The 25,811-nt window shown below is 67.0% G+C and carries 25 protein-coding genes and 1 pseudogene; 12 read left to right on the top strand and 14 right to left on the bottom strand.

The genetic code is table 11. The features are described 5' to 3' along the window. The first annotated feature begins 22 nt into the window (after positions 1–22). The 3 genes from KB879_RS28015 to KB879_RS28005 are packed head-to-tail and all read left to right on the top strand — an operon-like array spanning position 23 to position 3,498. The gene (locus KB879_RS28015; RefSeq protein WP_211980279.1) at positions 23–1,354 is read left to right on the top strand and encodes a sensor histidine kinase; all 1,332 of its coding nucleotides are present in this window, start codon (positions 23–25) and stop codon (positions 1,352–1,354) included. A gap of 6 nt (positions 1,355–1,360) precedes the next feature. Beyond that, the gene (locus tag KB879_RS28010; RefSeq protein ID WP_211980278.1) at positions 1,361–2,494 is read left to right on the top strand and encodes a hybrid sensor histidine kinase/response regulator; all 1,134 of its coding nucleotides are present in this window, start codon (positions 1,361–1,363) and stop codon (positions 2,492–2,494) included. Continuing rightward, positions 2,491–3,498 carry a response regulator gene (locus KB879_RS28005; protein ID WP_013957946.1) on the top strand — a complete coding sequence of 336 codons (1,008 nt, stop codon included), beginning with the start codon at positions 2,491–2,493 and terminating at the stop codon, positions 3,496–3,498. Before KB879_RS28010 ends, KB879_RS28005 begins: the two co-directional genes overlap by 4 nt. 73 nt (positions 3,499–3,571) lie before the next feature. Here the strand turns inward: KB879_RS28005 and secF are convergent, their stop codons facing one another. From secF to queA, 5 genes are all read right to left on the bottom strand, one after another. Next, the gene (gene secF, locus KB879_RS28000; RefSeq protein ID WP_013957945.1) at positions 3,572–4,543 is read right to left on the bottom strand and encodes a protein translocase subunit SecF; all 972 of its coding nucleotides are present in this window, start codon (positions 4,541–4,543) and stop codon (positions 3,572–3,574) included. A 40-nt stretch (positions 4,544–4,583) separates the two neighbouring features. Then, positions 4,584–6,455, bottom strand: coding sequence for a protein translocase subunit SecD (gene secD / locus KB879_RS27995; RefSeq protein WP_211980277.1), 1,872 nt, complete (start codon positions 6,453–6,455; stop codon positions 4,584–4,586). A gap of 209 nt (positions 6,456–6,664) precedes the next feature. Beyond that, on the bottom strand, positions 6,665–6,991 hold the full coding sequence (gene yajC / locus KB879_RS27990) for a preprotein translocase subunit YajC (RefSeq protein ID WP_013957943.1): 327 nt from the start codon (positions 6,989–6,991) through the stop codon (positions 6,665–6,667). A 220-nt stretch (positions 6,992–7,211) separates the two neighbouring features. Further along, positions 7,212–8,342, bottom strand: coding sequence for a tRNA guanosine(34) transglycosylase Tgt (gene tgt / locus KB879_RS27985; protein ID WP_211980276.1), 1,131 nt, complete (start codon positions 8,340–8,342; stop codon positions 7,212–7,214). A 17-nt stretch (positions 8,343–8,359) separates the two neighbouring features. Then, positions 8,360–9,418 carry a tRNA preQ1(34) S-adenosylmethionine ribosyltransferase-isomerase QueA gene (gene queA, locus KB879_RS27980; protein ID WP_013957941.1) on the bottom strand — a complete coding sequence of 353 codons (1,059 nt, stop codon included), beginning with the start codon at positions 9,416–9,418 and terminating at the stop codon, positions 8,360–8,362. Positions 9,419–9,639: 221 nt separating this feature from the next. On the opposite strand from queA, the gene recG reads away from it, so the two are divergent. From recG to ubiA, 6 genes are all read left to right on the top strand, one after another. Next, on the top strand, positions 9,640–11,820 hold the full coding sequence (recG, locus tag KB879_RS27975) for an ATP-dependent DNA helicase RecG (protein ID WP_211980275.1): 2,181 nt from the start codon (positions 9,640–9,642) through the stop codon (positions 11,818–11,820). A gap of 112 nt (positions 11,821–11,932) precedes the next feature. After that, positions 11,933–12,883 carry a LysR substrate-binding domain-containing protein gene (locus KB879_RS27970; RefSeq protein WP_013957939.1) on the top strand — a complete coding sequence of 317 codons (951 nt, stop codon included), beginning with the start codon at positions 11,933–11,935 and terminating at the stop codon, positions 12,881–12,883. A gap of 416 nt (positions 12,884–13,299) precedes the next feature. Continuing rightward, the gene (locus KB879_RS27965; RefSeq protein WP_211980274.1) at positions 13,300–14,742 is read left to right on the top strand and encodes a catalase; all 1,443 of its coding nucleotides are present in this window, start codon (positions 13,300–13,302) and stop codon (positions 14,740–14,742) included. Positions 14,743–14,792: 50 nt separating this feature from the next. Next, positions 14,793–14,990, top strand: coding sequence for a hypothetical protein (locus KB879_RS27960; RefSeq protein WP_153953725.1), 198 nt, complete (start codon positions 14,793–14,795; stop codon positions 14,988–14,990). Positions 14,991–15,082: 92 nt separating this feature from the next. After that, a complete protein-coding gene (locus KB879_RS27955; protein ID WP_010815054.1) occupies positions 15,083–15,568 on the top strand; it encodes a Dps family protein in 486 nt (161 codons plus the stop codon). A gap of 141 nt (positions 15,569–15,709) precedes the next feature. Next, a complete protein-coding gene (gene ubiA / locus KB879_RS27950; protein ID WP_211980273.1) occupies positions 15,710–16,567 on the top strand; it encodes a 4-hydroxybenzoate octaprenyltransferase in 858 nt (285 codons plus the stop codon). Positions 16,568–16,635: 68 nt separating this feature from the next. Here ubiA and proC read toward each other — a convergent pair whose 3' ends face one another. Further along, entirely contained in the window at positions 16,636–17,472 is an 837-nt protein-coding gene (gene proC, locus KB879_RS27945) for a pyrroline-5-carboxylate reductase (protein ID WP_013957934.1), read from the bottom strand. 56 nt (positions 17,473–17,528) lie between these two features. Further along, entirely contained in the window at positions 17,529–18,224 is a 696-nt protein-coding gene (locus tag KB879_RS27940; RefSeq protein WP_211980272.1) for a YggS family pyridoxal phosphate-dependent enzyme, read from the bottom strand. A 64-nt stretch (positions 18,225–18,288) separates the two neighbouring features. Between KB879_RS27940 and KB879_RS27935 the strand changes: the two genes are divergently transcribed. The 3 genes and pseudogenes from KB879_RS27935 to KB879_RS27925 all read left to right on the top strand — a co-directional run. Beyond that, entirely contained in the window at positions 18,289–19,332 is a 1,044-nt protein-coding gene (locus KB879_RS27935) for a type IV pilus twitching motility protein PilT (RefSeq protein WP_013957933.1), read from the top strand. A 26-nt stretch (positions 19,333–19,358) separates the two neighbouring features. Further along, entirely contained in the window at positions 19,359–20,498 is a 1,140-nt protein-coding gene (locus KB879_RS27930) for a PilT/PilU family type 4a pilus ATPase (protein ID WP_013957931.1), read from the top strand. 55 nt (positions 20,499–20,553) lie between these two features. Then, positions 20,554–21,039, top strand: a pseudogene (locus tag KB879_RS27925) (glutathione peroxidase); the annotation flags it as partial. Here KB879_RS27925 and KB879_RS40475 read toward each other — a convergent pair. The 7 genes from KB879_RS40475 to glcE form a co-directional block, all read right to left on the bottom strand. Then, on the bottom strand, positions 20,976–21,122 hold the full coding sequence (locus KB879_RS40475; RefSeq protein ID WP_371827426.1) for a hypothetical protein: 147 nt from the start codon (positions 21,120–21,122) through the stop codon (positions 20,976–20,978). The pseudogene KB879_RS27925 and the gene KB879_RS40475 overlap by 64 nt on opposite strands. Next, on the bottom strand, positions 21,055–21,744 hold the full coding sequence (locus tag KB879_RS27920) for a YafY family protein (RefSeq protein ID WP_013957929.1): 690 nt from the start codon (positions 21,742–21,744) through the stop codon (positions 21,055–21,057). The genes KB879_RS40475 and KB879_RS27920 overlap by 68 nt, the downstream gene beginning before the upstream one ends. A 22-nt stretch (positions 21,745–21,766) precedes the next feature. Further along, positions 21,767–22,138: a VOC family protein gene (locus KB879_RS27915; RefSeq protein WP_018311518.1), complete on the bottom strand. Its 372-nt coding sequence runs from the start codon at positions 22,136–22,138 to the stop codon at positions 21,767–21,769. Between the two features lie 85 nt (positions 22,139–22,223). Then, complete coding sequence (locus tag KB879_RS27910) at positions 22,224–22,949, bottom strand: LrgB family protein (protein WP_013957927.1); 726 nt, start codon at positions 22,947–22,949, stop codon at positions 22,224–22,226. After that, a complete protein-coding gene (locus KB879_RS27905) occupies positions 22,946–23,323 on the bottom strand; it encodes a CidA/LrgA family protein (protein WP_010815044.1) in 378 nt (125 codons plus the stop codon). The genes KB879_RS27910 and KB879_RS27905 overlap by 4 nt, the downstream gene beginning before the upstream one ends. A gap of 77 nt (positions 23,324–23,400) precedes the next feature. Beyond that, positions 23,401–24,654 (bottom strand): glycolate oxidase subunit GlcF, encoded by a 1,254-nt coding sequence (gene glcF, locus KB879_RS27900; RefSeq protein ID WP_211980270.1) that lies wholly within the window; start codon positions 24,652–24,654, stop codon positions 23,401–23,403. A 42-nt stretch (positions 24,655–24,696) separates the two neighbouring features. Then, a complete protein-coding gene (glcE, locus tag KB879_RS27895; protein ID WP_013957925.1) occupies positions 24,697–25,800 on the bottom strand; it encodes a glycolate oxidase subunit GlcE in 1,104 nt (367 codons plus the stop codon). Between the last annotated feature and the right edge of the window lie 11 nt (positions 25,801–25,811).

Below are 25,811 nucleotides of genomic sequence, written 5' to 3'. Positions count from 1 at the left end.
AGCAGTCCTTGCGGGGCACGCCATGAGCACCAACCAACTCTACGCCGGCTACCAGTCCGAGCTGGCTGACTTTCGCCTGGCATTCAGCCGTGGCGGCGCCTATACCGCGATCGCGCTGGTTCTGCTCGGCGTCGGACTCGATTACGGCCAGTATCCGCAGCAGCAGCTTGCCTTCGGGGTGGCGCGCGTGCTGGTGTCGCTGTTGATCGCGGGCGTGGTGGTGGTGCTGTACAGCGCTGCGGGGCGCCGCTTCGCGCCATGGCTGACGCTGACGTGGCTGCTGCTGCCACAGATCATGATTGCGTGGATGATCTGGCAGACTGAAGGGGCGCAGTCGCCATACTACGTCGGGCTTAACCTCGCGATCTTCGCGTCGGGCATCGCGCTGCCGTTCGGCTTGTGGCAGAACCTGGTGTTCGGCGTGCTCTCGTACCTGCTGTACGTACTGGCATGCCTGTTCCACCCCGGCGGCATCGAGCCGGTGGGCGCTTTTATCGCCAATTCACTGTTCCTGCTGTTCGCCGCGGCGGCCAGCGGGGTCTATACCTTCTTCAACGAGCGGGCGCGCTTCATGTTGTTCCGTCTGAAGGACGAGGTCGCCGAGAAGAATACTGAGCTCGAGGTGATCAACCGCCGGCTGGCCGACATCAAGGGCCAGATGCTGCAGCAGGAGAAGATGGCCGCCATCGGTACGCTGGCGGCCGGGCTGCTGCACGAGGTGAACAACCCGGTCAACTTCTGCCTGATGGCGATCGAGGTGGCGATGGAAGAGCCGCAGGCCAAGGAGAACCCTTCGCTGGAAGAGTGCCTGGTCGACGCCAAGCAGGGGATGCAGCGCATCCAGCATATCGTCTCCGACCTCAAGACCTTTGCCTACCGCAAGCCGGGCGCCGAGGTGGAAGGCACGCCGTTCCTGTTCGAGAAGGCGCTCGATTCGTCGATCCGGCTGACCGCGCATGAGCTGCGCGGCGTCAGCCTCAGCCGCGAACTGCCTGCCGACACCCTGGTGCTGGGCGACGAGGCGGCCATCATCGGCGTGCTGATCAACCTGTTCTCGAATGCCGCGCTGGCCATGCGCAAGGCGGGCACGGCCGCGCCGGCGATCCATACCACGGCCCGGTGGGACAACCACCGCCTGCACATCATGGTGCGCGACAACGGCCCTGGCATCCCCCAGGAAAACCTGGCGCGCGTGTTCGAGCCGTTTTTCACTACGCGCGAGGTGGGGCAGGGGCTTGGCCTGGGCCTGTCGATCAGCTACGCGGTGGTGGAGCGCCACGGCGGGCAGCTGTATGCCGAGAGCGAACTGGGCCAGTGGACCTCGTTCAGCTTCGACCTGCCGCGTGCGGAGTAACCAGCCATGAGCGAAGTGAAGCAGGCACGGCTTGCCGTTCTCTATGTCGACGACGAGGAGATGGCGCGCAAGTATTTCGCCCGGGCCGCCGGCGGCGACTATGAGGTGCTGGTGGCAGACGGCGCCGACGAGGCTCTGGCAGTGCTGCGCGCGGACCCTGCCCGCGTGGCGGTGCTGGTGACCGACTTCCGCATGCCCGGGCGCGACGGCGGCCAGCTGCTGCGCCAGGTGGCGCAGGAATACCCGCAGATCGTGCGCATCCTGGTCACGGCCTATGCCGACAAGGATGTGCTGCTGGAAACGGTCAACAGCGGCGAAGTCTTCCGCATCCTGGAAAAGCCGCTGAGCGTGGCCGACCTGCGCGAGGTGCTGGCACGCGCCGCCGAGCGCCACCGCGAGCGCACCCTGCGCCAGCACCGGCTGATGGCGATCGACGAGACCCTGGCCTTCCTGGCGCACGAACTGAACACGCCGCTGGCGGCCATCGCCAACTTTGCCCACGGCATCCGCGGCCGTGTCGCCGGCGAATACAGCGCTGGCCGCCAGGCCGAGATCGGCCAGGCGGCCAGCGCCATGTACGACAACGCCCAGTATTGCCTGGCGGTGCTGTCATCGTTCCTGCAATCAGTGCGCAACAGTGCCGGCAGCATGCCGGCCCGGTCCGATGCCGGTACCGAGGTCAGCGCCGGCACGCTGGTCACATCGCTGCTGGACAGCTACCCGTTCGCGGGCGACCAGCGCAGCTGGGTGCAGGTGGAGATGCACGGCGATTTCCCGGTGCAGACGCTGCCCAACTGCGTGGCGCTGGTGCTCTCCTCGGTGATGAGCAACGCGCTGCGGGCGCTGCGCAGTGTCGGCACGCCGGCGTTGCGCTTTGTGGTGGTGGAGCAGCCGCGCCCGGAAATCCGCATCTGCGACAACGGGCCGGGCATTCCGCCGGAAGTGATGGAGCGGCTGCTGGTCGATCCTGTCACCACCCACGCCAGTGCCGGCGGCAGCGGGCTGGGCATGATTTTTTGCAACCGCGTCATGCAGTCGTTTGGCGGCGGCATCCGGATCGAATCCGCATCCGGTGCCGGCACCACGGTGACGCTGGACTTTCCAAGTTTCAAGAGTCGAAAGCATAGGAGTGACCGATGACCGAACCGAATGCCACGCAGGCACCACCCCCGGCGATTCTGTTCGTCGATGACGAAGCGACTGCAGTCAAGTATTTCCAGCGTGCCATCGGGGCGCTGGCACCGGTGGCCACCGGCGGCTCCGTTGAAGAGGGCAAGGCATTGCTCGACGCCCACGCAGGCAGCCTGGCGGTGCTGGTGTCCGACCAGCGCATGCCGGGCGAGTATGGCAACGAACTGCTGCGCTACGCGCGCGAGCGCTACCCGCATATCGTGCGCATCCTGACCACCGCGTATTCGGAGCTCGACCAGACCGTCGAAGCGGTCAACCAGGGGCAGATCCACCGCTACATCAAGAAGCCGTGGGACATCACCGCGCTGCGCATGGAGCTGAAGCAGGCGCTGGAACTGGCCGGCCTGCGCAAGGAACGCGACCAGCTGCTGCGCGAGAAGCTGTCCGTGCTGCAGACCCAGACCGTGGCCTCGCGCATCGGCATGGTGCATGCGCTGTGTGCCAGCCTGATCGGGCCGGGCCGTTTCCAGCCGGTGGAGACCTACCTCGCGGCGGTCGACCTCGCCGGCGCGGGCAGCGTCGAGCCGGACTGGCAGCGCATGGACTACGCCGACCTGGTGCGCGCAGAGGCCGAGCGCAGCGGCAGCTTCGGCCATGCCGTGGCCACGCGCCTGGCGGGCCTGCGCAGCGCCAATGCCGGCCGGGGCGCTGCCGATGCCGCCGCGGTGATTGTCGATGCGCTGGGCAGCGAGGTGGTGCGCCGCGACGGCGACACCGTGGTGTGGACCGCGCCGGCCACGCTGGCGGAGTTCCTCGCGCAGCCGATCGGCGCACCCGTGTCCGCGCAGCACGCGGCCTGGCTGGCCAGCCTGCTGTGGCTGGAAGAGGCTGGCGGCGCGCTGCAGTTTGCGCGCGACGGCAACACCGTGGTGTGCCGCGCATGCCCGCGCAGCGAGGCCTTCGCGGCCGACCGGCTGGCCGCGTGGATCGAGCGGTTCTCGATGCCGGCCTGAATTTCCCAGACCTTGCAGCCATAAAAAAACGGCGCCCCGCGGGGCGCCGTTCTGTTTTACCGCAGGGCAGGGGTCAGGCCTGCGCGCCGTAGTTGGGGTCGTTGCGGTCGGTCGAGTCGGACTTCTTTTCACCCTTGACCAGGTCCTCGCGCTTGACGCCCAGCCACATCGCCAGCGCCGCGGCCACGAACACCGACGAGTAGATGCCGAACAAGATGCCGACCGTCAGTGCCAGGGCAAAGTAGTGCAGCGTGGGGCCGCCGAAGAAGAACATCGACAGCACCATCATCTGGGTCGAGCCGTGGGTGATGATGGTCCGCGAGATGGTGCTGGTGATCGCGTTGTCGATGATCTCGTGCGTGGTCATCTTGCGGTACTTGCGGAAGTTCTCGCGGATCCGGTCGAAGATCACCACCGATTCGTTGACCGAGTAGCCCAGCACCGCCAGGATCGCCGCCAGCACCGACAGCGAGAACTCCCACTGGAAGTAGGCGAAGAAGCCCAGGATGATGACCACGTCGTGCAGGTTGGCGATGATGCCCGCCACCGCGAACTTCCATTCGAAGCGGAACGACAGGTAGATCACGATGCCGGCCACCACGCACAACAGCGCCAGCAGGCCGTCGGTGGCCAGTTCCTTGCCCACCTGCGGGCCGACGAACTCCACCCGTTGCAGCTTCACGTCAGGCGAGGCCGCCTGCAGCGAGGCCAGCACCTGCTCGCTCTGCTGGGCCGAGGTGACGGGCTTGCCGTCCGGGCCCTTCTGCAGCGGCAGTCGGATCATCACGTCGCGCGAGGTGCCGAAGTTCTGCACCTGCACGTCGGTATAGCCCAGCTTGCCCACCTGGCCGCGGATCTTTTCCAGGTCGGCCGCCTGCTGGTAGCTGACCTCCATCACCGTGCCGCCGGTGAATTCGATCGACAGGTGCAGGCCCTTGTGCCAGAGGAAGAACACGGCCGCGGCAAACGTCAGGAAGGAGATCACGTTGAAGACCAACGCGTGCTTCATGAACGGAATGTCGCGCCGGATGCGGAAGAATTCCATGTTGAATCCTGTTCTGTACTGCTAGTTGTTGCTGCTCGCCTTACTTGGCGACCGGCGTGTCGGTGGTGTTGCCCGGCTTCCAGATCTGGCCGATGGCCACGCTCTGCAGCTTCTTCTTGCGGCCGTACCAGAGGTTGACCAGGCCGCGGTTGAAGAACACCGCCGAGAACATCGAGGTCAGGATGCCCAGGCAGTGCACCACGGCAAAGCCGCGCACCGGGCCCGAACCAAAGGCCAGCAGTGCCAGGCCGGCGATCAGCGTGGTCACGTTGGAGTCCAGGATGGTGGCCCAGGCGCGGTCGAAGCCGACCGCGATCGCCATCTGCGGCGACGCGCCCGCGCGTAGTTCTTCGCGGATGCGCTCGTTGATCAGCACGTTGGCGTCGATGGCCATGCCCAGCACCAGCGCGATGGCGGCAATGCCCGGCAGCGTCAGCGTGGCCTGCAGCATCGACAGCACCGCGATCAGCAGCAGCAGGTTCACGCCCAGCGCCACCACCGAGAACACGCCGAACAGCATGTAGTACAGGACCATGAACACGGCGATGGCGGCAAAGCCGTAGGCGACCGAGTCAAAACCCTTCTGGATGTTGTCCGCGCCCAGCGACGGGCCGATGGTGCGCTCTTCGATGATCTCCATCGGTGCGGCCAGCGAGCCGGCGCGCAGCAGCAGCGCCAGGTCGTTGGCGGCTTCGGTGGAGTAGGAGCCGGTGATCTGGAAGCTGGAACCCAGTTCGGACTGGATCGTCGCCACCGTCAGCACTTCGCCCTTGCCCTTTTCGAACAGCACGATCGCCATCGGCTTCTTCAGGTTCTCGCGCGAGACGTCGCGCAGCACGCGGCCGCCCTGGGCGTCGAGCTTGATGTTGACCGAAGGATGCTGGTTCTGGTCGAAGCCGGCCGAGGCGCTTTCAATGCGGTCGCCGGTGAAGATGACCTGCTTCTTGAGCACCACCGGGGCGCCGTTGCCTTGCGTGAAGAGCTCGCTGCCGAACGGGATCGGGTCGCCCGGGCGCGGGCTGCGCGGCGCGTCGTTGTCGACCAGGCGGGCTTCGAGCGTGGCGGTGCGGCCGATGATGTCCTTGGCCTTGGCGGTGTCCTGCACGCCCGGCAGCTGCACCACGATGCGGTCGGCGCCTTGCTGCTGGATCACCGGCTCGGCCACGCCAAGCTCGTTCACGCGGTTGTGCAGCGTGGTGATGTTCTGCTTGACCGCTGCGTCCTGCACCGCCTTGCGCGCGGCTTCGGTGAAGGTGCCGACGATATTGTTGCCGTCCATGGCGAAGGCCACTTCGCGCAGGTTGTCGGCCAGGATGGGACGCGCGCGGTTGGCGTCGTCTGCGTTGTTGAAGCGCACCGTCAGGCGCTCGCCGTCGCGGTCGATGCCGCCGTGGCGGATGCCCTTGTCGCGCAGCAGGGTGCGCGCGTCGCCGCCCAGGCTGTCGAGCTTCTTGTCGACGGCGCCCTTCATGTCGACCTGCAGCAGGAAGTGCACGCCGCCGCGCAGGTCCAGGCCCAGGTACATCGGCAGCGCATGCATGGCGGTCAGCCAGCGCGGCGAGCCCGACAGCAGGTTCAGCGCCACCACGTAGGTGGGGTTGGCCGCGTCCGGGTTCAGGGTGCGCGACAGCACGTCCTTGGCCTTGAGCTGCTCGTCGGTGGTGCGGAAGCGCGCCTTGACCGAGCCGGACTGGCCGGAAATATCAAAGAAGACGCCGTCAGGCCGCAGCTGGTTCTGCGCCAGAATCTCTTCGACCTGCTTCTGCATCGCCAGGTCGACCTTGACCGTGGCCTTGCCCGAGGACACCTGCACGGCAGGCGCCTCGCCGAAGAAGTTCGGCAAGGTATAGATGATGCCGATGGCCAGGGCCACCAGGATCACGAGGTATTTCCAAAGCGGATAACGATTCATCTCGGGCCAGTCATTCTGCGGTTGGCGGGGCCGGCGCTGGCGTGGCGCACCACGTCGGCGGGGCCGAACCGGTTTGGCAAACAGCCGCCTGGCAGCCACGGATCGAAACCACGGGGGCTTCGTCGGGCTGGATCAGGCGGCTGCCGGGGCATGCGCGAACGGGCATGCCGGAAAAGACAAAGGCGGGAGTCGCGCGCGCGATCCGGAGATCAGAGCGCCTTGAGCGAGCCCTTGGGCAGCACGGTGGTCACGGCACTCTTCTGCACGGTGATTTCAGTGCCTTCGGCGATTTCCAGGCTGACGTACTGGTCGGTGACCTTGGTCACCTTGCCCAGGATGCCACCGGCGGTCACGACTTCGTCGTTCTTGGCCAGTGCTTCGAGCATTGCCTTGGCTTCCTTCTGGCGCTTCATTTGCGGGCGGATCATGATGAACCACAGCACGCCAAACATCAGGATGATGGGCAGGAAGCTCATCAGGCCGCCAGCCGCGCCGCCGGCTCCGGCGGTCTGGGCAAATGCGTTAGAAATCAGCACGTTGTTTCTCCGTCACAAAAGTCAGTCAAATAATCGATCATTCTACCATTCGCATTTCGCCCGCCCTTGGCATTCTAGGGCGGAATACGGGTTTGTTCGGGTGCGCCCGGGGCAACTTGCGGCAGGGGTCGGCATGGCCGGGCTCTCCGGCTCGCGTGGCTTCCGGATGACCCGGCTATTCGACCGCCGGCAGCGCAAAAGTTCGCGCCACCCGGCGTTGTCACTGCGTGCCGCGGGCGCGGTCGGCCGCAAACTGGCGGCGGAAGTCGGCAAAGCGGTGGTGCTCGATCGCTTCGCGCATCTCGCGCATCAGTTGCAGGTAGTAGTGCAGGTTGTGGATGGTATTGAGGCGCGCGCCCAGGATCTCGCCCACGCGGTGCAGGTGGTGCAGGTAGGCGCGCGAGAAGTTGCGGCAGGTGTAGCAGGCGCAGCTTTCATCGAGCGGGCGCGGGTCGTTGCGGTGCGCCGCGTTCTTGATCTTGACGTCGCCGAAGCGGGTGAAGAGCCAGCCGTTGCGCGCGTTGCGGGTGGGCATCACGCAGTCGAACATATCCACCCCGGCGGCGACGCCGGCGACCAGGTCTTCGGGCGTGCCCACGCCCATCAGGTAGTGCGGCTTGTTGGCCGGCAGGCGCGGCGCCACGTGCTCGAGCACGCGCATCATGTCTTCCTTGGGCTCGCCCACCGACAGCCCGCCGATGGCAAGGCCGTGGAAGTCCAGCTCGGACAGGCCGGCCAGCGATTCGTCGCGCAGGTCCTCGTACATGCCGCCCTGGACGATGCCGAACAGCGCGTTGGGGTTGGCCAGGCGCTCGAACTCGTCGCGCGAGCGCTTGGCCCAGCGCAGGCTCATGCGCATCGACTTGGCGGCTTCCTCATGCGTGGCGGGGCGGCCGTCGATCTCGTACGGCGTGCATTCGTCGAACTGCATGACGATGTCCGAGTTCAGCGTGTGCTGGATCTGCATCGAGATCTCGGGCGACAGGAAGAGCTTGTCGCCATTGACCGGGGATGCGAACGTGACTCCATCTTCGGTGATCTTGCGCAGATCGCCCAGCGAAAACACCTGGAAACCACCGGAATCGGTCAGGATCGGCTTGTCCCAGCCGATAAAGCGGTGCAGGCCGTCGTGGGCGTTGACCACGTCCAGCCCGGGGCGCAGCCACAGGTGGAAGGTGTTGCCCAGAATGATCTGCGCGTCGATTTCATTGAGCTCCAGCGGCGACATCGCCTTGACCGAGCCATAGGTGCCCACCGGCATGAAGATCGGCGTTTCGACCACGCCGTGGTTCAGCGTGACGCGGCCTCGGCGGGCGTTGCCGTCGGTGGTGATGAGTTCGAAGTTGAGCATGGCTTGTGATTCTGGATTCAGGCGCCGGGCTGGCGGGTCAGCAGCATGGCGTCGCCGTAGCTGAAGAAGCGGTAGCGCTGCTCGACCGCATGGCGGTAGGCGGCGCGGATGGCTTCCACGCCGGCCAGCGCCGACACCAGCATCAGCAGCGTCGACTTGGGCAGGTGGAAGTTGGTGATCAGGGCATCGACCAGGCGGAAGCGGTAGCCGGGCGTGATGAAGATATCGGTGTCGCCACTGCCGGCGGCAAGCGTGCCGTCGGCCTGCGCGGCCGATTCCAGCGCGCGCAGCGAGGTGGTGCCGACCGCGATCACGCGGCCGCCGCGCGCGCGGGTGTCGCGCACGGCCTGGGCCAGGTCTTCGGAAACGGCGTACCACTCCGAGTGCATCTTGTGCTCGGCCAGGTTCTCGGTGCGCACCGGCTGGAAGGTGCCGGCGCCCACGTGCAGCGTCAGAAAGGCGCGCCGCACGCCGGCGGCATCGAGCCGGGCGAACAGCGCATCGTCGAAATGCAGGCCCGCGGTGGGCGCGGCCACCGCGCCGGGGCTGCGCGCGTAGACGGTCTGGTAGCGGGTTTCGTCGTAGGCGTCCGGGTCGTGCGTGATATACGGCGGCAGCGGCAGGCGGCCATAGCGCTCAATCAGGTCCAGCGCCGGCTCGGGGAAGCGCAGCGTGAAGAACTGGTCCACGCGCGGGCCCACGGTGACGGCGAAGGCGTCGTCGGCCAGATGCAGCGTGCTGCCCTCGGCCGGGGTCTTGGAGGCGCGCACCTGGGCCAGCACGGTGTGGGTATCGACCACGCGCTCGACAAGCACCTCGATCTTGCCGCCGCTGGGCTTGTGGCCAAAGAAGCGCGCCTTGATCACGCGGGTGTCGTTGAAGACCAGCAGGTCATCGGAACGCAGGTAGTCGACGATGTCGCTGAAGGCACGGTCGACCATGCGCACCGCGTCGGCGGTGTCGGCCGGGGCCAGCCGTTCGACCACCAGCAGCCGGCTCGCGCTGCGGTCGGGCAGCGCGCTTTGGGCAATCAGTTCTGGTGGCAGCGGGAAATCGAAATCAGAAAGCGTCAACATCGTGGGAGCGGCGGGCTGCGCGATCCCATGCAGGCCGGAGCGGGGCACAAAACGGCACTCCGCTGCCCGTGGTGGCAGCCGGCATGGGTACAATCGGCGAATCCGATATTGTAAGGCCACGGGCGCGCTTGCCGCCGGGGCGGGCGTGATACCGGCTATTCGCCGGCGCCGCGCCAGCCAACCCCGCAGCACGAGAGCGACCGCTGCCAAATTTTTCGCCGATGCCCGGAACCGCCGCTGAACCGATCCACGACCCCGCCGACGCCGCCAAGGACACGGCGGCGCCCGCGCGCGGCAAGGCCGGCGAAGCCAGGGGCAAGGCCGCCGCCTCCGGCACGTCGACCGCGGCCGCGAGGCTGGCCAAGCTTGGCCTGCGCCGTCCCGTCGACCTGGTGCTGCACCTGCCTATGCGCTATGAGGACGAGACCACGCTGGCGCCGATCGCCGAGGCGATCCGCCGCGCCGGGCTCGGGCTGCCGGCGCAGGTGGAAGGCGAGGTCATCTCCAACGAAGTCACGTTCCGGCCGCGCCGCCAGCTGGTGGTCAAGATTGCCGACGACAGCGGCGAGCTGACGCTGCGCTTCCTGAACTTCTACGGCAACCAGACCAAGCAGATGGCTGAAGGCGTGCGCCTGCGCGTGCGCGGCGAGGTGCGCGGCGGCTTCTTCGGCGCCGAGATGGTCCACCCGACGGTGCGCCCGGTGGTGCCCGGCGAAGCGCTGCCCGACCGCCTGACGCCGGTGTATCCGTCCACCGCCGGCATCCCGCAGGCCTATCTGCGCAAGGCCATCGGCGGCACGCTGTCGCGCACGCCGATGCCCGAGACGCTGCCGCAGGCGGTGCTGGAGGGGCCGCTGGCACGCCTGCACCTGCGCCCGCTGGTCGACTGCCTGCGGCTGCTGCACGCGCCCCCGCCGCAGGAGAGCGAGGCTGCGCTGGCCGACCGCTCGCACCCGGCCTGGCAGCGCATCAAGTTTGACGAACTGCTGGCGCAGCAGATCTCGCTGCGGCGCGCGCACGCGGCGCGGCGCGAAAAAAATGCGCCGACCATGCCGCGCCGCGAGGGCGGGTTGCTCACGCGCTTCCTGGCCGCATTGCCGTTCCGGCTGACCGGTGCGCAGCAGCGCGTGGTCGAAGAGATCGCCGCCGACATGACGCGCCCGCACCCGATGCACCGTCTTCTGCAGGGCGACGTGGGCAGCGGCAAGACCATCGTTGCGGCGCTGGCGGCCTGCCAGGCCATCGACGCCGGCTACCAGGCCGCGCTGATGGCGCCCACCGAAATCCTGGCCGAGCAGCACTACCGCAAGCTGTCCGCATGGTTGGAGCCGCTGGGCGTGCCGGTGGCGTGGCTAGCCGGCAGCCAGAAGGCACGCGACAAGCGCGAGGCCGTGGCGCGCGTGGAATCGGGCCAGGCGCAACTGGTGATCGGCACCCACGCGCTGATCCAGGACACGGTGCGCTTTGCCAAGCTGGGGCTGTCAGTGGTCGACGAGCAGCACCGCTTCGGCGTGGCGCAACGGCTGGCGCTGCGCGGCAAGGCCGGTGCCGCCGATGCTACGGTGCCCGCGGTCGACGCCGTGCCGCACCAGCTGATGATGTCGGCCACGCCGATCCCGCGCACGCTCGCCATGACTTACTACGCCGACCTCGATGTGTCGGTGATCGATGAATTGCCGCCGGGCCGCACCCCCATCGTCACGCGCCTGGTCAACGACGAGCGGCGCGACGAAGTGATCGGACGCATCCATCACGCCGCCGCCGAAGGCCGCCAGGTCTACTGGGTCTGTCCGCTGATCGAGGAAAGCGAGGCGCTGCAGCTGCAGACCGCTGTGGAGACCTATGAAACGCTGGTGGCCGCACTGCCGGACCTGCGCGTGGGCCTGGTGCACGGGCGCCTGCCGCCGGCCGAGAAGGCCGCCGTGATGGACGACTTCAGCGCCAACCGCATGCAGGTGCTGGTGGCCACCACCGTGATCGAAGTGGGCGTGGATGTGCCCAATGCCTCGCTGATGGTGATCGAGCACGCCGAGCGCTTCGGCCTGGCGCAGCTGCACCAGCTGCGCGGGCGGGTGGGGCGCGGCAGCGCCGAATCGGTCTGCCTGCTGATGTACCAGGCGCCGCTGTCGCCCACCGCGCGTGAGCGCCTGGCGACCATGCGCGAGACAACCGACGGCTTCGAGATCGCCCGGCGCGACCTGGAGATCCGCGGCCCCGGCGAGTTCCTGGGAGCGCGCCAGTCCGGCGAAGCGATGTTGCGCTTTGCCGACCTGCAGACCGACGCATGGCTGGTCGACTACGCGCAGGAGGCGGCCGAGCTGATGCTGGCTCGCTATCCGGAAGCGGTCGAAGCACACCTTTCGCGCTGGCTGGGCGGGCGCGAGCACTACCTGAAAGCCTGAACGGCGCTGTCCAGGTGCGCGCTGCTTCGCATGCGTCGACACAATGCGTTGGCGCTCTGACAGAAGCGGCAATCGAAGGTAAAATCTATCGCCTACCGCAAATTGATAAGTCATGACGCTCACCGAACTCAAGTACATCGTCGCCGTGGCGCGCGAGCGCCATTTCGGCCGGGCCGCCGAAGCCTGCTTTGTGTCGCAGCCGACGCTGTCGGTCGCGATCAAGAAGCTGGAAGACGAACTCAACGTGCAGATTTTCGAGCGCGGCACCTCCGAGGTGTCGGTGACGTCGGTCGGCGAGCAGATCGTGGCGCAGGCCCAGCGCGTGCTTGAGCAGACCATGGCCATCCGCGAGATCGCCAAGCAGGGCAAGGACCCGCTGGCGGGCCCGCTGCGCGTGGGCGTGATCTACACCATCGGGCCGTACCTGCTGCCGTCGCTGGTCAAGCAGATGATCGAGACCGTGCCGCAGATGCCGCTCATGCTGCAGGAGAACTACACCCACAAGCTGATCGAGCTGCTCAAGCAGGGTGAGATCGACTGCGCGGTGATGGCCGAGCCGTTCGCGGATTCGGGCCTGACGGTGCGCCCGCTCTACGATGAACCCTTTGTCGTCGCCGTGCCGCGCGGCCACCAGCTGGCGCAGGCGCACTCCATCGACCCCGATGAACTGAAGCAGCAGACCATGCTGCTGCTGGGCAGCGGCCACTGCTTCCGCGACCATGTGCTGGGCGTGTGCCCGGAGCTGTCGCGCTTCTCGCAGGCGGCCGACGGCATCCAGAAGACCTTCGAGGGCTCGTCGCTGGAAACCATCCGCCATATGGTGGCCAGCGGGGTTGGCATCACCGTGCTGCCGCGCACCTCGGTGCCCGACCTGAAGGCCAAGGGTGACATGCTGTCCTATGTGCCGTTCTCCGATCCGGTGCCCGACCGGCGCGTGGTGCTGGCCTGGCGCAAAAGCTTCACCCGCCTGCCGGCCATGGAAGCGCTGGCCAACGCCGTGGCTGCGTGCGAGCTGGCCGGCGTGCGCAAGCTGGACGCCAAGGAGCTGGCCGAAGCGGCCTGATTGTCTTACCCCTGCAGTACCGGCAATTCCCACGGCCGCACCGGAGATTCCGCTGCGGCCGTCGTCATTTCCGGCCCCGCCACGGCGCTACCTGTCTTCGGGCGGAGTCTTCGGGCGGTCATTTTCCGCTGCGATAAAGTTGCAGAAATCCCCGATAGATTTGACCTAATGCATAGGTACAAATAATTGAATTCTCAATTCGATAGATCATTGGTAGGCTGACTCGTGTCGGTGCAGATGGCATCGACCTGGGACAGGATCCGATGATGAGCACCAGCGTCCAGTTCTCTCGAACAACAACCAACAAGCGCCCGATTCCCCTCCGCATGGGGCGCTGCCTGCTCGATTGCCTTGCCTGCTATGCCGCCGCGCTCTGACGCAGCGATCCCTTTCAGCCTACCCACCAAGAGGAAAAGATGAGCAAGAAGGACACCCTTACCACTGCCGCCGGCGCACCCGTCGCCGATAACCAGAACTCGCAGACGGCAGGCCCGCGCGGCCCGATGCTGCTGCAGGATGTCTGGTTCCTCGAAAAGCTGGCCCACTTCGACCGCGAGGTCATCCCCGAGCGGCGCGTGCATGCCAAGGGCTCCGGCGCCTATGGCACGCTCAGGATCACCCACGACATCACCAGGTACACCAAGGCTTCGGTCTTTGCCCAGGTCGGCAAGGAAACGCCGCTGTTCATCCGCTTCTCGACCGTGGCCGGCGAACGCGGCGCGGCCGATGCCGAGCGCGACGTGCGCGGTTTCTCGATCAAGTTCTACACCGACGAAGGCAACTGGGACGTGGTCGGCAATAACACCCCAGTGTTCTTCGTGCGCGACCCGCTCAAATTCCCGGACTTTATCCACACGCAGAAGCGGAATCCGCGCACCAACCTGCGCGACCCGATCGCGGTGTGGGACTTCTGGTCGCGCCATCCGGAATCGCTGCACCAGGTCACCATCCTGATGAGCGACCGCGGCCTGCCGCAGAACTACCGCCAGATCCACGGCTTCGGCTCGCACACGTACTCGTTCATCAACGCCAACAACGAGCGCTTCTGGGTCAAGTTCCACTTCAAGTCGCAGCAGGGCATCGCCAACTGGACCAATGAAGAAGCGGCCAAGGTCGTGGCAACGGACCGCGAAAGCGCGCAGCGCGACCTGTTCGAGAACATCGAGCAAGGCAATTTTCCGCGCTGGAACCTGCGCGTGCAGGTCATGCCGGAGGCCGATGCGGCCAAGTACCACATCAATCCGTTCGACCTGACCAAGGTCTGGCCGCACAAGGACTACCCGCTGATCGACGTGGGCGTGCTCGAGCTCAACCGCAACCCGGACAACTACTTTGCCGAGGTCGAGCAGGTGGCGATGAATCCGGCCAATATCGTGCCGGGCATCGGCTTCTCGCCCGACAAGATGCTGCAGGGGCGGCTGTTCTCGTACGGCGACACGCAGCGCTACCGCCTGGGGATCAACCACAACCAGATCCCGGTGAATGCGCCGAAATGCCCGTTCCACAACAGCTTCCACCGTGACGGCGCGATGCGCGTGGACGGCAACCAGGGCGGCAAGCTCAACTATGAGCCCAACCGCGAAAGCGCCTACGCCGCCAGCGAACGCGCGATCGAGCCGCCGCTGGCACTGGATGGCGCCGCCGACCACTGGGACCACCGCGTCGACCCGGACTACTACAGCCAGCCCGGCGCGCTGTTCCGCCTGTTCGACGAGGGCCAGCGCCAGCGCCTGTTCGCCAATATCGCGGCGGCCATGCAGGGCGTGCCTGAGGCGATCGTGCGCGTGCAGCTGGAGCACTTCACCAAGGCCGACCCGGCCTACGGCGAGGGCGTGAAGCGCGCGCTCAATCTGAAGTAAGCGGCAGCCTGGCGCGGCGCCCCTGGCGGGCTGCCGCGCCGCGGAGAACGATGATGGCGATGATCCGGTTGTTTATCGACGAGTGGCGGCAGCTGTGGCACGACGGGCACGACCAGCCCGGGCGCGCCGACGCCGCGCGGCTGCGCCACAAGCTGTGGCGCAAGGAAATCGGCGCCGCCGTGATCGTGCTCGGCGCGGCCGTGATGTTCAGCGAGGTGGCCCGGGGTTTGGCCGGGATCGCCAGCTGATGCAATAATGCGGGTACTGCGCCGCCCGGCCCCGAAACATGGCAAGCCCGGCGGCGCCCCTCGTGGCTTTACCAGAACGGAGTGTATTTACCATGGCAAAGAAGAATGAGATGAGCGTGAATATCGGTATTTCCGACAAGGACCGCAAGAAGATCGCGGAAGGCCTGTCCAAGCTGCTGGCGGACACCTACACCCTCTACCTCAAGACCCATAACTTCCACTGGAACGTGACGGGTCCCATGTTCAATACGCTGCATCTGATGTTCGAGACCCAGTACACCGAGCTGGCGCTCGCCGTGGACTCGATCGCCGAGCGTATCCGCGCGCTGGGCTACCCGGCACCGGGCACCTACAAGGAATACGCCCGCCTGTCGTCGATCGCGGAGGAAGAGGGCGTGCCCGAGGCCACCGAAATGATCCGCAAGCTGGTCGAAGGCCAGGAAGCCGTGGTGCGCACCGCGCGCTCGCTCTTCCCGGTGATCGACGCCGCCGGCGACGAGCCGTCGGCCGACCTGCTGACCCAGCGCATGCAGACGCATGAAAAGACCGCGTGGATGCTGCGCGCGATGCTGGCCTGAGGCCTGCCGGCCACCTCCGGCTGCCCTTCAGTGGCGGCCGGCACTGCGCGTCGCAACCGTCCGGGCTGCGGCGCGTTTTCATTGAATCCTCCTTCCCGGATCCGCGCTGTGCAGACCCTCTCGCCGTTGCCGCCCACGCCCATGCTTGAACGCCTTTCCCTCTACGCGCGCCTGGTGCGCATCGACAAGCCGATCGGCACGCTGCTGCTGCTGTGGCCGACGCAGTGGGCCATGTGGATGGCCGCGGGCGGGCCGCCGGCATGGGGGCTGTTCTGGATCTTCGTGGCGGGCACCTTCCTGATGCGCTCGGCTGGCTGCGCCATCAACGACTGGGCCGACCGCGACTTCGACAAGCACGTCAAGCGCACCAGGGAGCGGCCGCTGACCGCGGGCAAGATCGCCGCATGGGAAGCGCTGGCCGTGGCCGCCGTGCTGGCGCTGGTGGCCTTTGCGCTGGTGCTGCCGCTCAATGCGCTGACCAAATGGCTGGCGGTGGTGGCGGCGGTGGTGGCGGGCACTTACCCGTTCTTCAAGCGCTTCTTTGCGATTCCGCAGGCTTATCTTGGCATCGCGTTTGGCTTTGGTATCCCGATGGCCTTTGCCGCGATCCAGGACCAGGTGCCGCCGGTGGCGTGGATGATGCTGCTGGCCAATGTGTTCTGGGCGGTGGCGTATGACACGGCGTATGCGATGGTCGATCGCGACGACGATCTCCTGATCGGCATGAAGACTTCAGCCATTACCTTTGGCCGCTTCGACGTGGCGGCGATCATGCTCTGCTACGCTGCCTTCCTGGCGCTGATGGCGTGGGCGGGGGTGCTGCTGGGGCTGGGGTGGCCTTACTGGGTGGGGCTGGTGGCGGCGGCGGGTTGCGCCGGGTATCACTACACGCTGATTCGCGATCGGGACCGGATGCGGTGTTTCGCGGCGTTCCGGCATAACAACTGGCTGGGGGCTTGTGTGTTTGCGGGGACGGCGGTGGCTTATGCGATTCGGTGATTAAATCCTGCCGGTTTGCTCCCCTCCCGCTTGCAGGAGAGGGAGCAAACAGTCGGGCAAGATAGCGCTCAATCCTTCCCGAACTCCGCCCCCATCTCCTTGCCCCGCGCCGCGGCGGCACGCATCGCGCGCACGAACGCGTCACCAATTCCCGAAGCCTCCATCGACGTCAGCGCCGCATAGGTGGTGCCGCCCTTGGACGTCACGCGCTCACGCAGCGTTGACACCGGCTCGGAAGACTGCCCGGCCAGGGTAGCAGCGCCACGGAAGGTCTCCACCGCCAGTTCGCGGCCTTGCTCCGCGGTAAGGCCCAGCTCCGTGGCAGCGCGTTCCATCGCCTCGATAAAGTAGAAGACATAGGCCGGCCCACTGCCGGAAATGGCGGTGACCGCATCGATCTGGTCATCCCCATCCACCCACACGCATTTGCCGACGGCCTCGGCCACGGCGCTGGCAATCGCGCGGTCTTCGGCCGACAGCCCGGCCGGGGCGGCCAGCCCCGTCATGCCCATGCCAGCCAGCGCCGGCGTATTCGGCATCGCCCGCACCAGCCGGGTGCGCCCGTCCAGCCAGCGCTGCATGTCCTGCAGCCGGATGCCGGCGGCCACGCTGATCACCAGGTTGCCCTTGCCGCTGGCCGGCAGGATCGGCAGCAGCTGCGCCGCGGCGTCGCGGAACTGCTGCGGCTTGACTGCCAGCACCAGCACGTCGCTGGCGCCGAAGGCGGCATCCGGCGCCCCGGCGGCATGCACGCCGAGGTCGCGCGCCAGGCGTTGCTGGGCCTCGGGGAAGGGGTCGACCACGCGGATCGAGCCGGCCGGCACGCCGCGGGCGATCAGGCCGCCGATCAGTGCGGTGGCCATGTTGCCGCCGCCGAGAAAGCCAAAGGTAAGGGTATCGAGCATGGGGATCCGTTGGGGCTTGAAGGGAATGGACTGGGCTTGCAGGGAAAATGACTGGGCTACGGGTACTGGCGCGCTCCAAAAATGGCGGTGCCGATCCGCACCAGCGTGGCGCCCTCGGCGATGGCGGCTTCCATGTCGCCCGACATGCCCATCGACAGGGTGTCGAGGTCCAGGCCGTCGGCGCGCAGCGCCTGCAGCATGGCGCGCATGGCCGCGAACGGGCGGCGCTGCGCGGCGAGGTCGTCCTCAGGCTCGGGGATGGCCATTAGCCCGCGCAGACGCAGGCCGGGCAGCGCGGCGACAGCATGTGCCAGGGCGGGTACCTCTGCCGGGGCGACGCCGCTCTTGCTGGCTTCGCCGCTGATATTGACCTGGATGCAGACCTGCAGCGCCGCCATGCCGGCCGGGCGCTGGGCCGACAGCCGCTCGGCGATCCTGAGCCGGTCGACGGCGTGCACCCAGTCGAAATGCTCCGCCACCAGCCGGGTCTTGTTGCTTTGCAGCGGACCGATGAAATGCCATTGCAGGCGGTGGCGCAGGTCGGCCAGCGCGGCGATCTTGTCGACGCCTTCCTGGACGTAGTTTTCGCCGAAGGCAAGCTGTCCGGCGGCGTATGCGGCCCTTATGCGGTCGGGGGAAACGGTCTTGGAAACGGCCAGCAGGGCGATGTCCGTGGGCTGTCTGCCGGCTTGTTGTGCGGCCGCCGCGATGCGCTGGTGAACGGCTTGCAAGTTGGCGGCAATTACAGACATAATCCGGCGAACATACAAAAGAAAGTACGCAAAGTACTGATAACTCAGGGTGGGGTCATTATAGATGGACATCGCGCAGCTATTGGCTTTCGCTGTCAAGAACAAGGCGTCTGATCTTCATCTCTCCGCGGACATGCCGCCGATGGTGCGGATCCACGGCGACATGCGCCGGATCAACGTCGCCTCGATGACGCACAAGGATGTCCACGCCATGGTGTACGACATCATGAGCGACACCCAGCGCAAGGCCTACGAAGAACGCCTCGAAATCGATTTCTCGTTCGAGATCGCCGGCCTGTCCCGCTTCCGGGTCAATGCCTATAACACCCAGCGCGGCGCCGCCGCGGTGTTCCGTACCATTCCCTCCAAGGTGCTCACGCTCGAAGAGCTGCGCGCGCCCGCGGTGTTTGCCGACCTGTGCATGAAGCCGCGCGGGCTGGTGCTGGTAACGGGCCCGACCGGCTCGGGCAAGTCCACCACGCTGGCGGCGATGGTCGACCATCGCAACGAAAGCGACATGGGCCACATCCTCACGGTGGAGGACCCGATCGAATTCGTGCACAGCTCCAAGAAGAGCCTGATCAACCAGCGCGAGCTGGGGCCGCATACGCATTCGTTTGCCAACGCGCTGCGCTCGGCACTGCGTGAAGACCCGGACGTGATCCTGGTGGGTGAGCTGCGCGACCTGGAAACCATCCGCCTGGCGCTGACCGCGGCCGAGACCGGCCACCTGGTCTTCGGCACGCTGCACACCAGCTCCGCGGCCAAGACCATCGACCGGGTGGTCGATGTGTTCCCGCCCGAAGAGAAGGACATGGTGCGCACCATGCTGTCGGAATCGCTGGAGGCGGTGATCTCGCAGACGCTGCTGAAGACGCGCGACGGCAATGGCCGCACCGCCGCGCACGAGATCATGATCGCCACGCCCGCGATCCGCCACCTGATCCGCGAGAACAAGATCGCGCAGATGTACTCGATGATGCAGACCAGCAGCGGGCTGGGCATGCAGACGCTGGACCAGTGCCTGTCTGACCTGATCAAGCGCAGCGTCATCAGCTACAACGACGCGCGCGCCATCGCGAAGAACCCCGACGCGTTCATGGGCTGAGGCCCGCTCCCTAGCAGGACACCGCCATGCTCGATCGCGAATCCGCCGCCAAGTACATCAACGACCTGCTGGAGCTGATGGTCAGCAACCGCGGCTCTGACCTGTTCATCACTTCTGACTTCCCGCCGGCGATCAAGGTCGACGGCAAGATCAAGCCGGTGTCGCAGCAGCCGCTGAACCCGACCCAGGCGCTGGGCCTGGTGCGCTCGGTGATGAACGAGCGCCAGGTGCAGGACTTCGACACCAGCCGCGAATGCAATTTCGCGATCACCGCGCCCAAGGCCGGGCGCTTCCGCGTGTCGGCCTTTATCCAGCAGGGCAAGGCCGGCATGGTGGTGCGCACCATCAATACGCGCATCCCCTCGGTGGCCGACCTGGACCTGCCGGCTACGCTGCATGAGGTGGTGATGGCCAAGCGCGGGCTGGTGATCGTGACCGGTGCCACCGGCTCGGGCAAGTCGACCACGCTGGCGGCAATGCTGGATCACCGCAACGCGCATTCGTACGGCCATATCATCACCATCGAGGATCCGATCGAGTACGTGCACGCGCACCAGAACTGCATCGTCACGCAGCGCGAGGTCGGCATCGATACCGAGTCCTGGCACGTGGCGCTGAAGAACACGTTGCGCCAGGCGCCCGACGTGATCCTGATCGGCGAAATCCGCGATCGCGAGACCATGGAGTACGCGATGCAGTACGCCGAGACCGGCCACCTGTGCCTGGCCACGCTGCACGCCAACAACGCCAACCAGGCGATCGACCGCGTGGTCAACTTCTTCCCCGAGGAAAAGCGCCAGCAGCTGCTGATCGACCTGTCGCTGAACCTGAAGGCGATGATCTCGCAGCGCCTGCTGCCGCGCGCGGGCCGCAAAGGGCGGGTGCCGGCGGTGGAGATCATGATCGGCACGCCGCTGGTGGCCGACCTGATCTTCAAGGGCGAGATCCACGAGCTCAAGGAAGTCATCAAGAAGTCGCGCGAGCAGGGCATGGTCTCGTTCGACCAGGCGCTGTTCGACCTGTACGAGGAAGGCAAGATCACCTACGAGGACGCGCTGCGCAACGCCGACTCGCTCAACGACCTGCGCCTGATGATCAAGCTGCACAGCGCGAGCGCCAAGGATACCGACCTGGGTGCCGGCACCGAGCATCTCAACGTCATCTGATTCGTGCACGCCAGTGCGCATGGCGGTATGCTTGGGCTACCTAGAGGAGTCTGCCATGAGCAATGTCTACCAGTTCGAAGCCAACTCGCTGGCCGGCCAGCCGGTACCGCTGTCGCACTTCCAGGGCAAGGTGATGCTGGTCGTCAACACCGCCAGCGAATGCGGGTTCACGCCGCAGTACGAGGGCCTGCAGAAGCTCTATGACGAATACCACGGGCGCGGCCTGGAGGTGCTGGGCTTCCCGTGCAACCAGTTCGGCAAGCAGGAGCCGGGCGATGCGCAGCAGATCGGCCAGTTCTGCGAAACGCGCTTTGCGGTGCGCTTCCCGATGTTCGCCAAGATCGACGTGAACGGCGCCGACGCCCATCCGCTGTACCAGTGGCTGACCACGGAAAAGCGTGGCGTGCTCGGTACCCAGGGCATCAAATGGAACTTCACCAAGTTCCTGCTGCGCCGCGACGGCACGGTGTTCAAGCGCTATGCGCCGACCACCAAGCCCGATGAGCTGCGCGCCGATATCGAGAAGCTGCTGTCCGACCCGGCTGCCTGAGCAGGACTAGGTGCCGCTGGCGCGCACCGCGCGCAAAAAGCCGTTGAGCGAGCGGTCGGGCGTTTCGTGGAAATGGTCGTCCAGCATGCGGATGGCGCGGCAGCGGTCCAGCCGGAAGCTGCGGTAGTCCGAGCGCGTGGTGCACCACGCCGCCAGCAGCCAGGCATTGCCCCAGAAGAACAGGCCCAGCGGCATCACCACGCGTTCGGTGATGCGCTGCTGCACGTCGCAGTAGTCGAGCAGCAGCAATTTCTGCTCGCCCAGCGCGCCGTGCACCACGTCGAAGACTTCGCGCACATGCGCCTGGTTGACGTATTCCGGCGCGAACACGCGGCTTTGCTGCGCTGCCAGCCGGCGCGGCGGCGGCAGCGCAGCCATCAGTTTTTCCAGCGCGGGATCGGCCGCGGCGGCCAGCGCGCCGCCGCCCCAGGCTTTCAGGAGGCGCAGGCCGGCCACCAGCGCTTCCACTTCCATGGCGGTGAACATCAGCGGCGGTACATCGAAGTCGGCGCGCAGCCGGTAGCCGATGCCGGCCTCGCCCTCGACCGGCACGCCTGACAGCGACAGCGCCTGGATATCACGGTAGACGGTGCGTTCCGACACCCCGAGCCGCTGCGCCAGCAGTGCCGCCGTGGTCAGGCGGCGGCCGCGCAGCACCTGCACGATCTGGAACAGGCGGTCGGCGCGGCGGCTCATCGGGGGTGGCTAGCCATCGGGGTCAACCGGCCACGGGCTCGTGCAGCCCGATGCGGTTGCCTTCGCTGTCGGTGATATGGGCGATGCGGCCGATCTCGCCCGGCAGGCGCAGCGGCCCGAACACGGTCTTGCCGCCGGCGCGCGCGGCGCGCTCCAGCAGCACATCCAGTTCCGGCGCATGCAGGTATGGCACCGCGCCGTAGTAGTTGCTGGGGCGGTAGCCTTCGCCGGCCACCAGCGCGCCGCCCGGGTCGGGGTGGGGGAACACGGCCATGTCGACCTGGCTCATGGTCTCGCGGCGCAGCTGGATATCGAACACCTGCTCGTAGAAGCCGACCGCGCGGTTCATGTCGACGACGGGGATTTCCAGCCAGTTGATCAGACGGTTGCTCATGACAGACTCCTTGGTTCCAAGTGAAGGGGAGTGAGGAGTTCGCATCATGCGCGGGGGCTGCTGACAGCGTCCTGTCAGGAGCGTGTCAGTGCGGCATCCACGCCGCCATCACCGGCACCATGATTGCCGTCAGCACGCCGTTCAGGCCCATGCCCAGCGCGGCAAAGGCGCCAGCTTCCTGGTTGACCTGGAAGGCCCGCGCGGTGCCGATGCCGTGCGCCGCCACGCCGGTGGCGAAGCCGCGCACGCTGTAGTCGCGGATGCGCAGCAGGTTCAGCACGCTGGTGGCGCTGATCGCGCCGATGATGCCGGTCGCCATCACCAGCACCGCCGTCAGCGACGGCAGCCCGCCGATCTTCTCGGCCACGCCCATGGCGATCGGGATCGTCACCGACTTGGGCGCGAGCGAGCGCACGGTCTCGGGCGATGCGCCCAGCAGCCAGGCAATGCCCACTGCCGACACCACGGCCACCACCGAGCCCGCCACCAGCCCCGCCAGCAGCGGGAACACATGGGTGCGCAGCTTCGGCAGTTGCAGGTACAGCGGCACCGCCAGCGCCACCGTGGCCGGTCCCAGCAGGAAGTGCACGAACTGCGCGCCGTCGAAGTAGGTCTTGTAGGGCGTGCCGGTGACGGTCAGCACCGTGACCAGCAGCGCCACCGCGATCATCACCGGGTTGGCCAGCGGCGAGAAGCGCGAACGCTCATAGATGCGGAAGGCAAAGACGTAGGCCAGCAGCGTAGCGGTCAGCCCGACCAGCGGGCTTGCGGCCAGGTAGACCCAGATCTCGTTGAGGCGGGGCGTCATCATGCCTGCTCTCCTTTCGCATCGGCGGGCGGGACATCGGCGCGCTTGCGCATCAGCATGCGCGTGACCACGGCGGTGGTGGCGATGGCCAGCCAGGTGGACACCACTAGCGCCACCAGGATCGGCATCCATTCGCCCTCGATGCGGTTGGCATGGACCATGATGCCGACGCCGGCCGGCACGAACAGCAGCGACAGGTGCTTGAGCAGTTCAGATGTGGTGCCCTGGATGATGGGCAGCAGGCGGTCATCGAAGACGAGCCAGCCGAACAGCAGGATCATGCCCAGCACGGGGCCGGGCACCGGCAGGGTCAGCGCGTAGCTGATCACCTCACCGACGGACTGGAAAACCAACAGGATTGCAAAGGTCTGGAGCATGGGGCGTGGCGTTTGGTCGCAGGTGCGCGGCGCGCGTCCGGAAGGATGCGCGCTGCCGCCCATGCTGCCCGCCCGCGCTAGCCGAGCATCTTGTCGACCAGTTCGATCCAGTGCATCACCGGGGTGCCGGTGCCGCTCTGCAGGTGCGAGATGCAGCCGATATTGGCCGAGACGATGGCTTCGGGCTGCGTGGCCTGCAGTTTGGCGAGCTTGTCGTCGCGCAGGCGGTAGGCCAGTTCCGGCTGCAACACCGAATAAGTGCCTGCCGAGCCGCAGCACAGGTGGCTGTCAGCGCAGAGTTTGACTTCGACGCCGAGGCCGGTCAAGAGCGCTTCGACTTTGCCGCGGATCTGCTGGCCGTGCTGCAGCGTGCAGGGCGGGTGGTAAGCCACGCGCCGGTTGTCGCGCGGGACCGCGCCGGCCAGGCTGTGCAGCTCGTCGGCAAAGTCCGGCAAGACTTCGGACAGGTCGCGCGTCAGCGCCGATACGCGGCGGGCGCGCTCGGCGTACTTCGGATCGTCGCGCAGCAGGTGGCCGTAGTCCTTGACCATCGCGCCGCAGCCCGAGGCGGTCATCACGATGGCTTCGGCGCCGTCCTCGATATGCGGCCACCAGGCGTCGATATTGCGGCGCATATTGTCGAGGCCGCCGTCGTGGTCGCCGGTGTGGAAGCGGATCGCGCCGCAGCAGCCGGCTTCGCGCGCCACCAGCAGTTGTACGCCGACACGGTCGAACACGCGCGCGGTGGCGGCATTGATGTTGGGCGACATTGCCGGCTGCACGCAGCCGTCGAGCAACAACATCTTGCGTGCATGCACATTGCGCGGCCACGTGCCGGGCGCGGCGGTGCTGGACTGCGCCGGCACCTTGTTGCGCAGCGTGCCCGGCAGCAGCGGCCGCACCATCTGGCCCAGGCGCAGCGCCGTGCCGAACAGCGCCGGGCGCGTCAGCCCCTCGCGCAGCACCCAGCGCGCGATGCGCTCGCGGGCGGGGCGCCGCACGCCTTCGGCCTCGAGCTTGTCGTCGACCAGCTTGCGGCCGATATCGACCAGGCGGCCGTAGCGCACGCCCGACGGGCAGGTCGATTCGCAGTTGCGGCAGGTCAGACAACGGTCCAGATGCAGGCGCGTGCTTTCGGTGATGGCATGGCCTTCCAGCACCTGCTTCATCAGGTAGATGCGCCCGCGCGGGCCGTCCAGCTCATCGCCGAGCAACTGGTAGGTGGGGCAGGTGGCGGTGCAGAAGCCGCAATGCACGCAATTGCCGACGATGGATTTGGCTTCCTCGCCTTCGGGCGTGTTGCGAAGAAAATCGGCCAGGTTCGTTTGCATGGTGTGGGGAGGTTGTGCCTGGGGTTGTCTGGACCTGCCGGATCAGAGCCCGGGGTACATGCGCTGCGGGTTGAAGATGCCGGCCGGGTCGAAGGTCTCTTTCAGGCGGCGGTGGATCGCGGCCAGCGGCGTGGCCAGCGGCGTGAACACGCCCACTGACTTGTCGCCGTTGCGGAACAGCGTGGCATGGCCGCCGGCGGCTTGCGCCACGGCGCGCACGCTTTCGGCATCGGTCTTGTCAGTGCCGTCCTCGGGCAGCCACCAGCGCTGGCCGCCGCCCCATTCGATCAGTTGTGAACCGGGCAGCTCCAGCGGCGCGGCGATGGTGGGCACCGCCAGGCGCCACAGCGCGCGGCCCGCCTGGGCGGGGGCGAAGAACGGGTGGGTCTGCTCGCGCAGCGTTTGCCACAGCGCCGCGGCTTCTGCAGCGTCCACGCGCTCGCCGCCCAGCCTGGCGCACGCGGCACGCACCGCGGCGGTGGCGCCGGCCAGGCGCACATGCAGCACGCCCGCGTGCCAGGCCGAAGACGCCAGCGGCAGCGGCTGGCCGCCCCACTGGTTCAGTTGCCGGATGGCATCGGCCTGCGCCAGCTCGAAGCGCAGCGTGGCCTCGTCGAACGGTGCCGGCAGCACCTTGACCGATACCTGCAGGATCAGCCCGAGCGTGCCGAGCGAGCCCGCCAGCAGCCGCGACACATCATAGCCCGCCACGTTCTTCATCACCTGGCCGCCGAAGTCCATCACCTCGCCGCGGCCGTCCATCAGCTGCGCGCCCAGCATGAAGTCGCGCAGCGCGCCCACCGACTGCCGGCGCGGGCCCGACAATCCCGCGGCCACGGCGCCGCCCAGCGTCGCGGTGCTGGGCTGGCCCGGCAGTGCGAAATGGGGCGGCTCGAAGGCCAGCATCTGGCGCTTTTCGGCCAGCGCAGCCTCGATCTCGGTCAGCGGCGTGCCGCAGCGCGCGGTGATCACCAGCTCGGCCGGGTCGTATTCGACGATGCCGGCATAGGCGCGCGTGTCCAGCAGCTGGCCCGCGGCGGGCTGGCCGTAGAAGTCCTTGCTGCCGCCGCCGCGCAGCCGCAGCGCGGTGCGGGTCTCGGTGGCTTGCCTGACGGCGTCGCGGATGGCGTCGAGGGTGGCTTGCATATGCGTCGTGG

It is taken from the genome of Cupriavidus sp. KK10 (assembly GCF_018223725.1).
GTDB classification, from domain to species: Bacteria; Pseudomonadota; Gammaproteobacteria; order Burkholderiales; family Burkholderiaceae; genus Cupriavidus; species Cupriavidus necator.
This window is presented reverse-complemented; position numbering and strand designations above follow the sequence as displayed.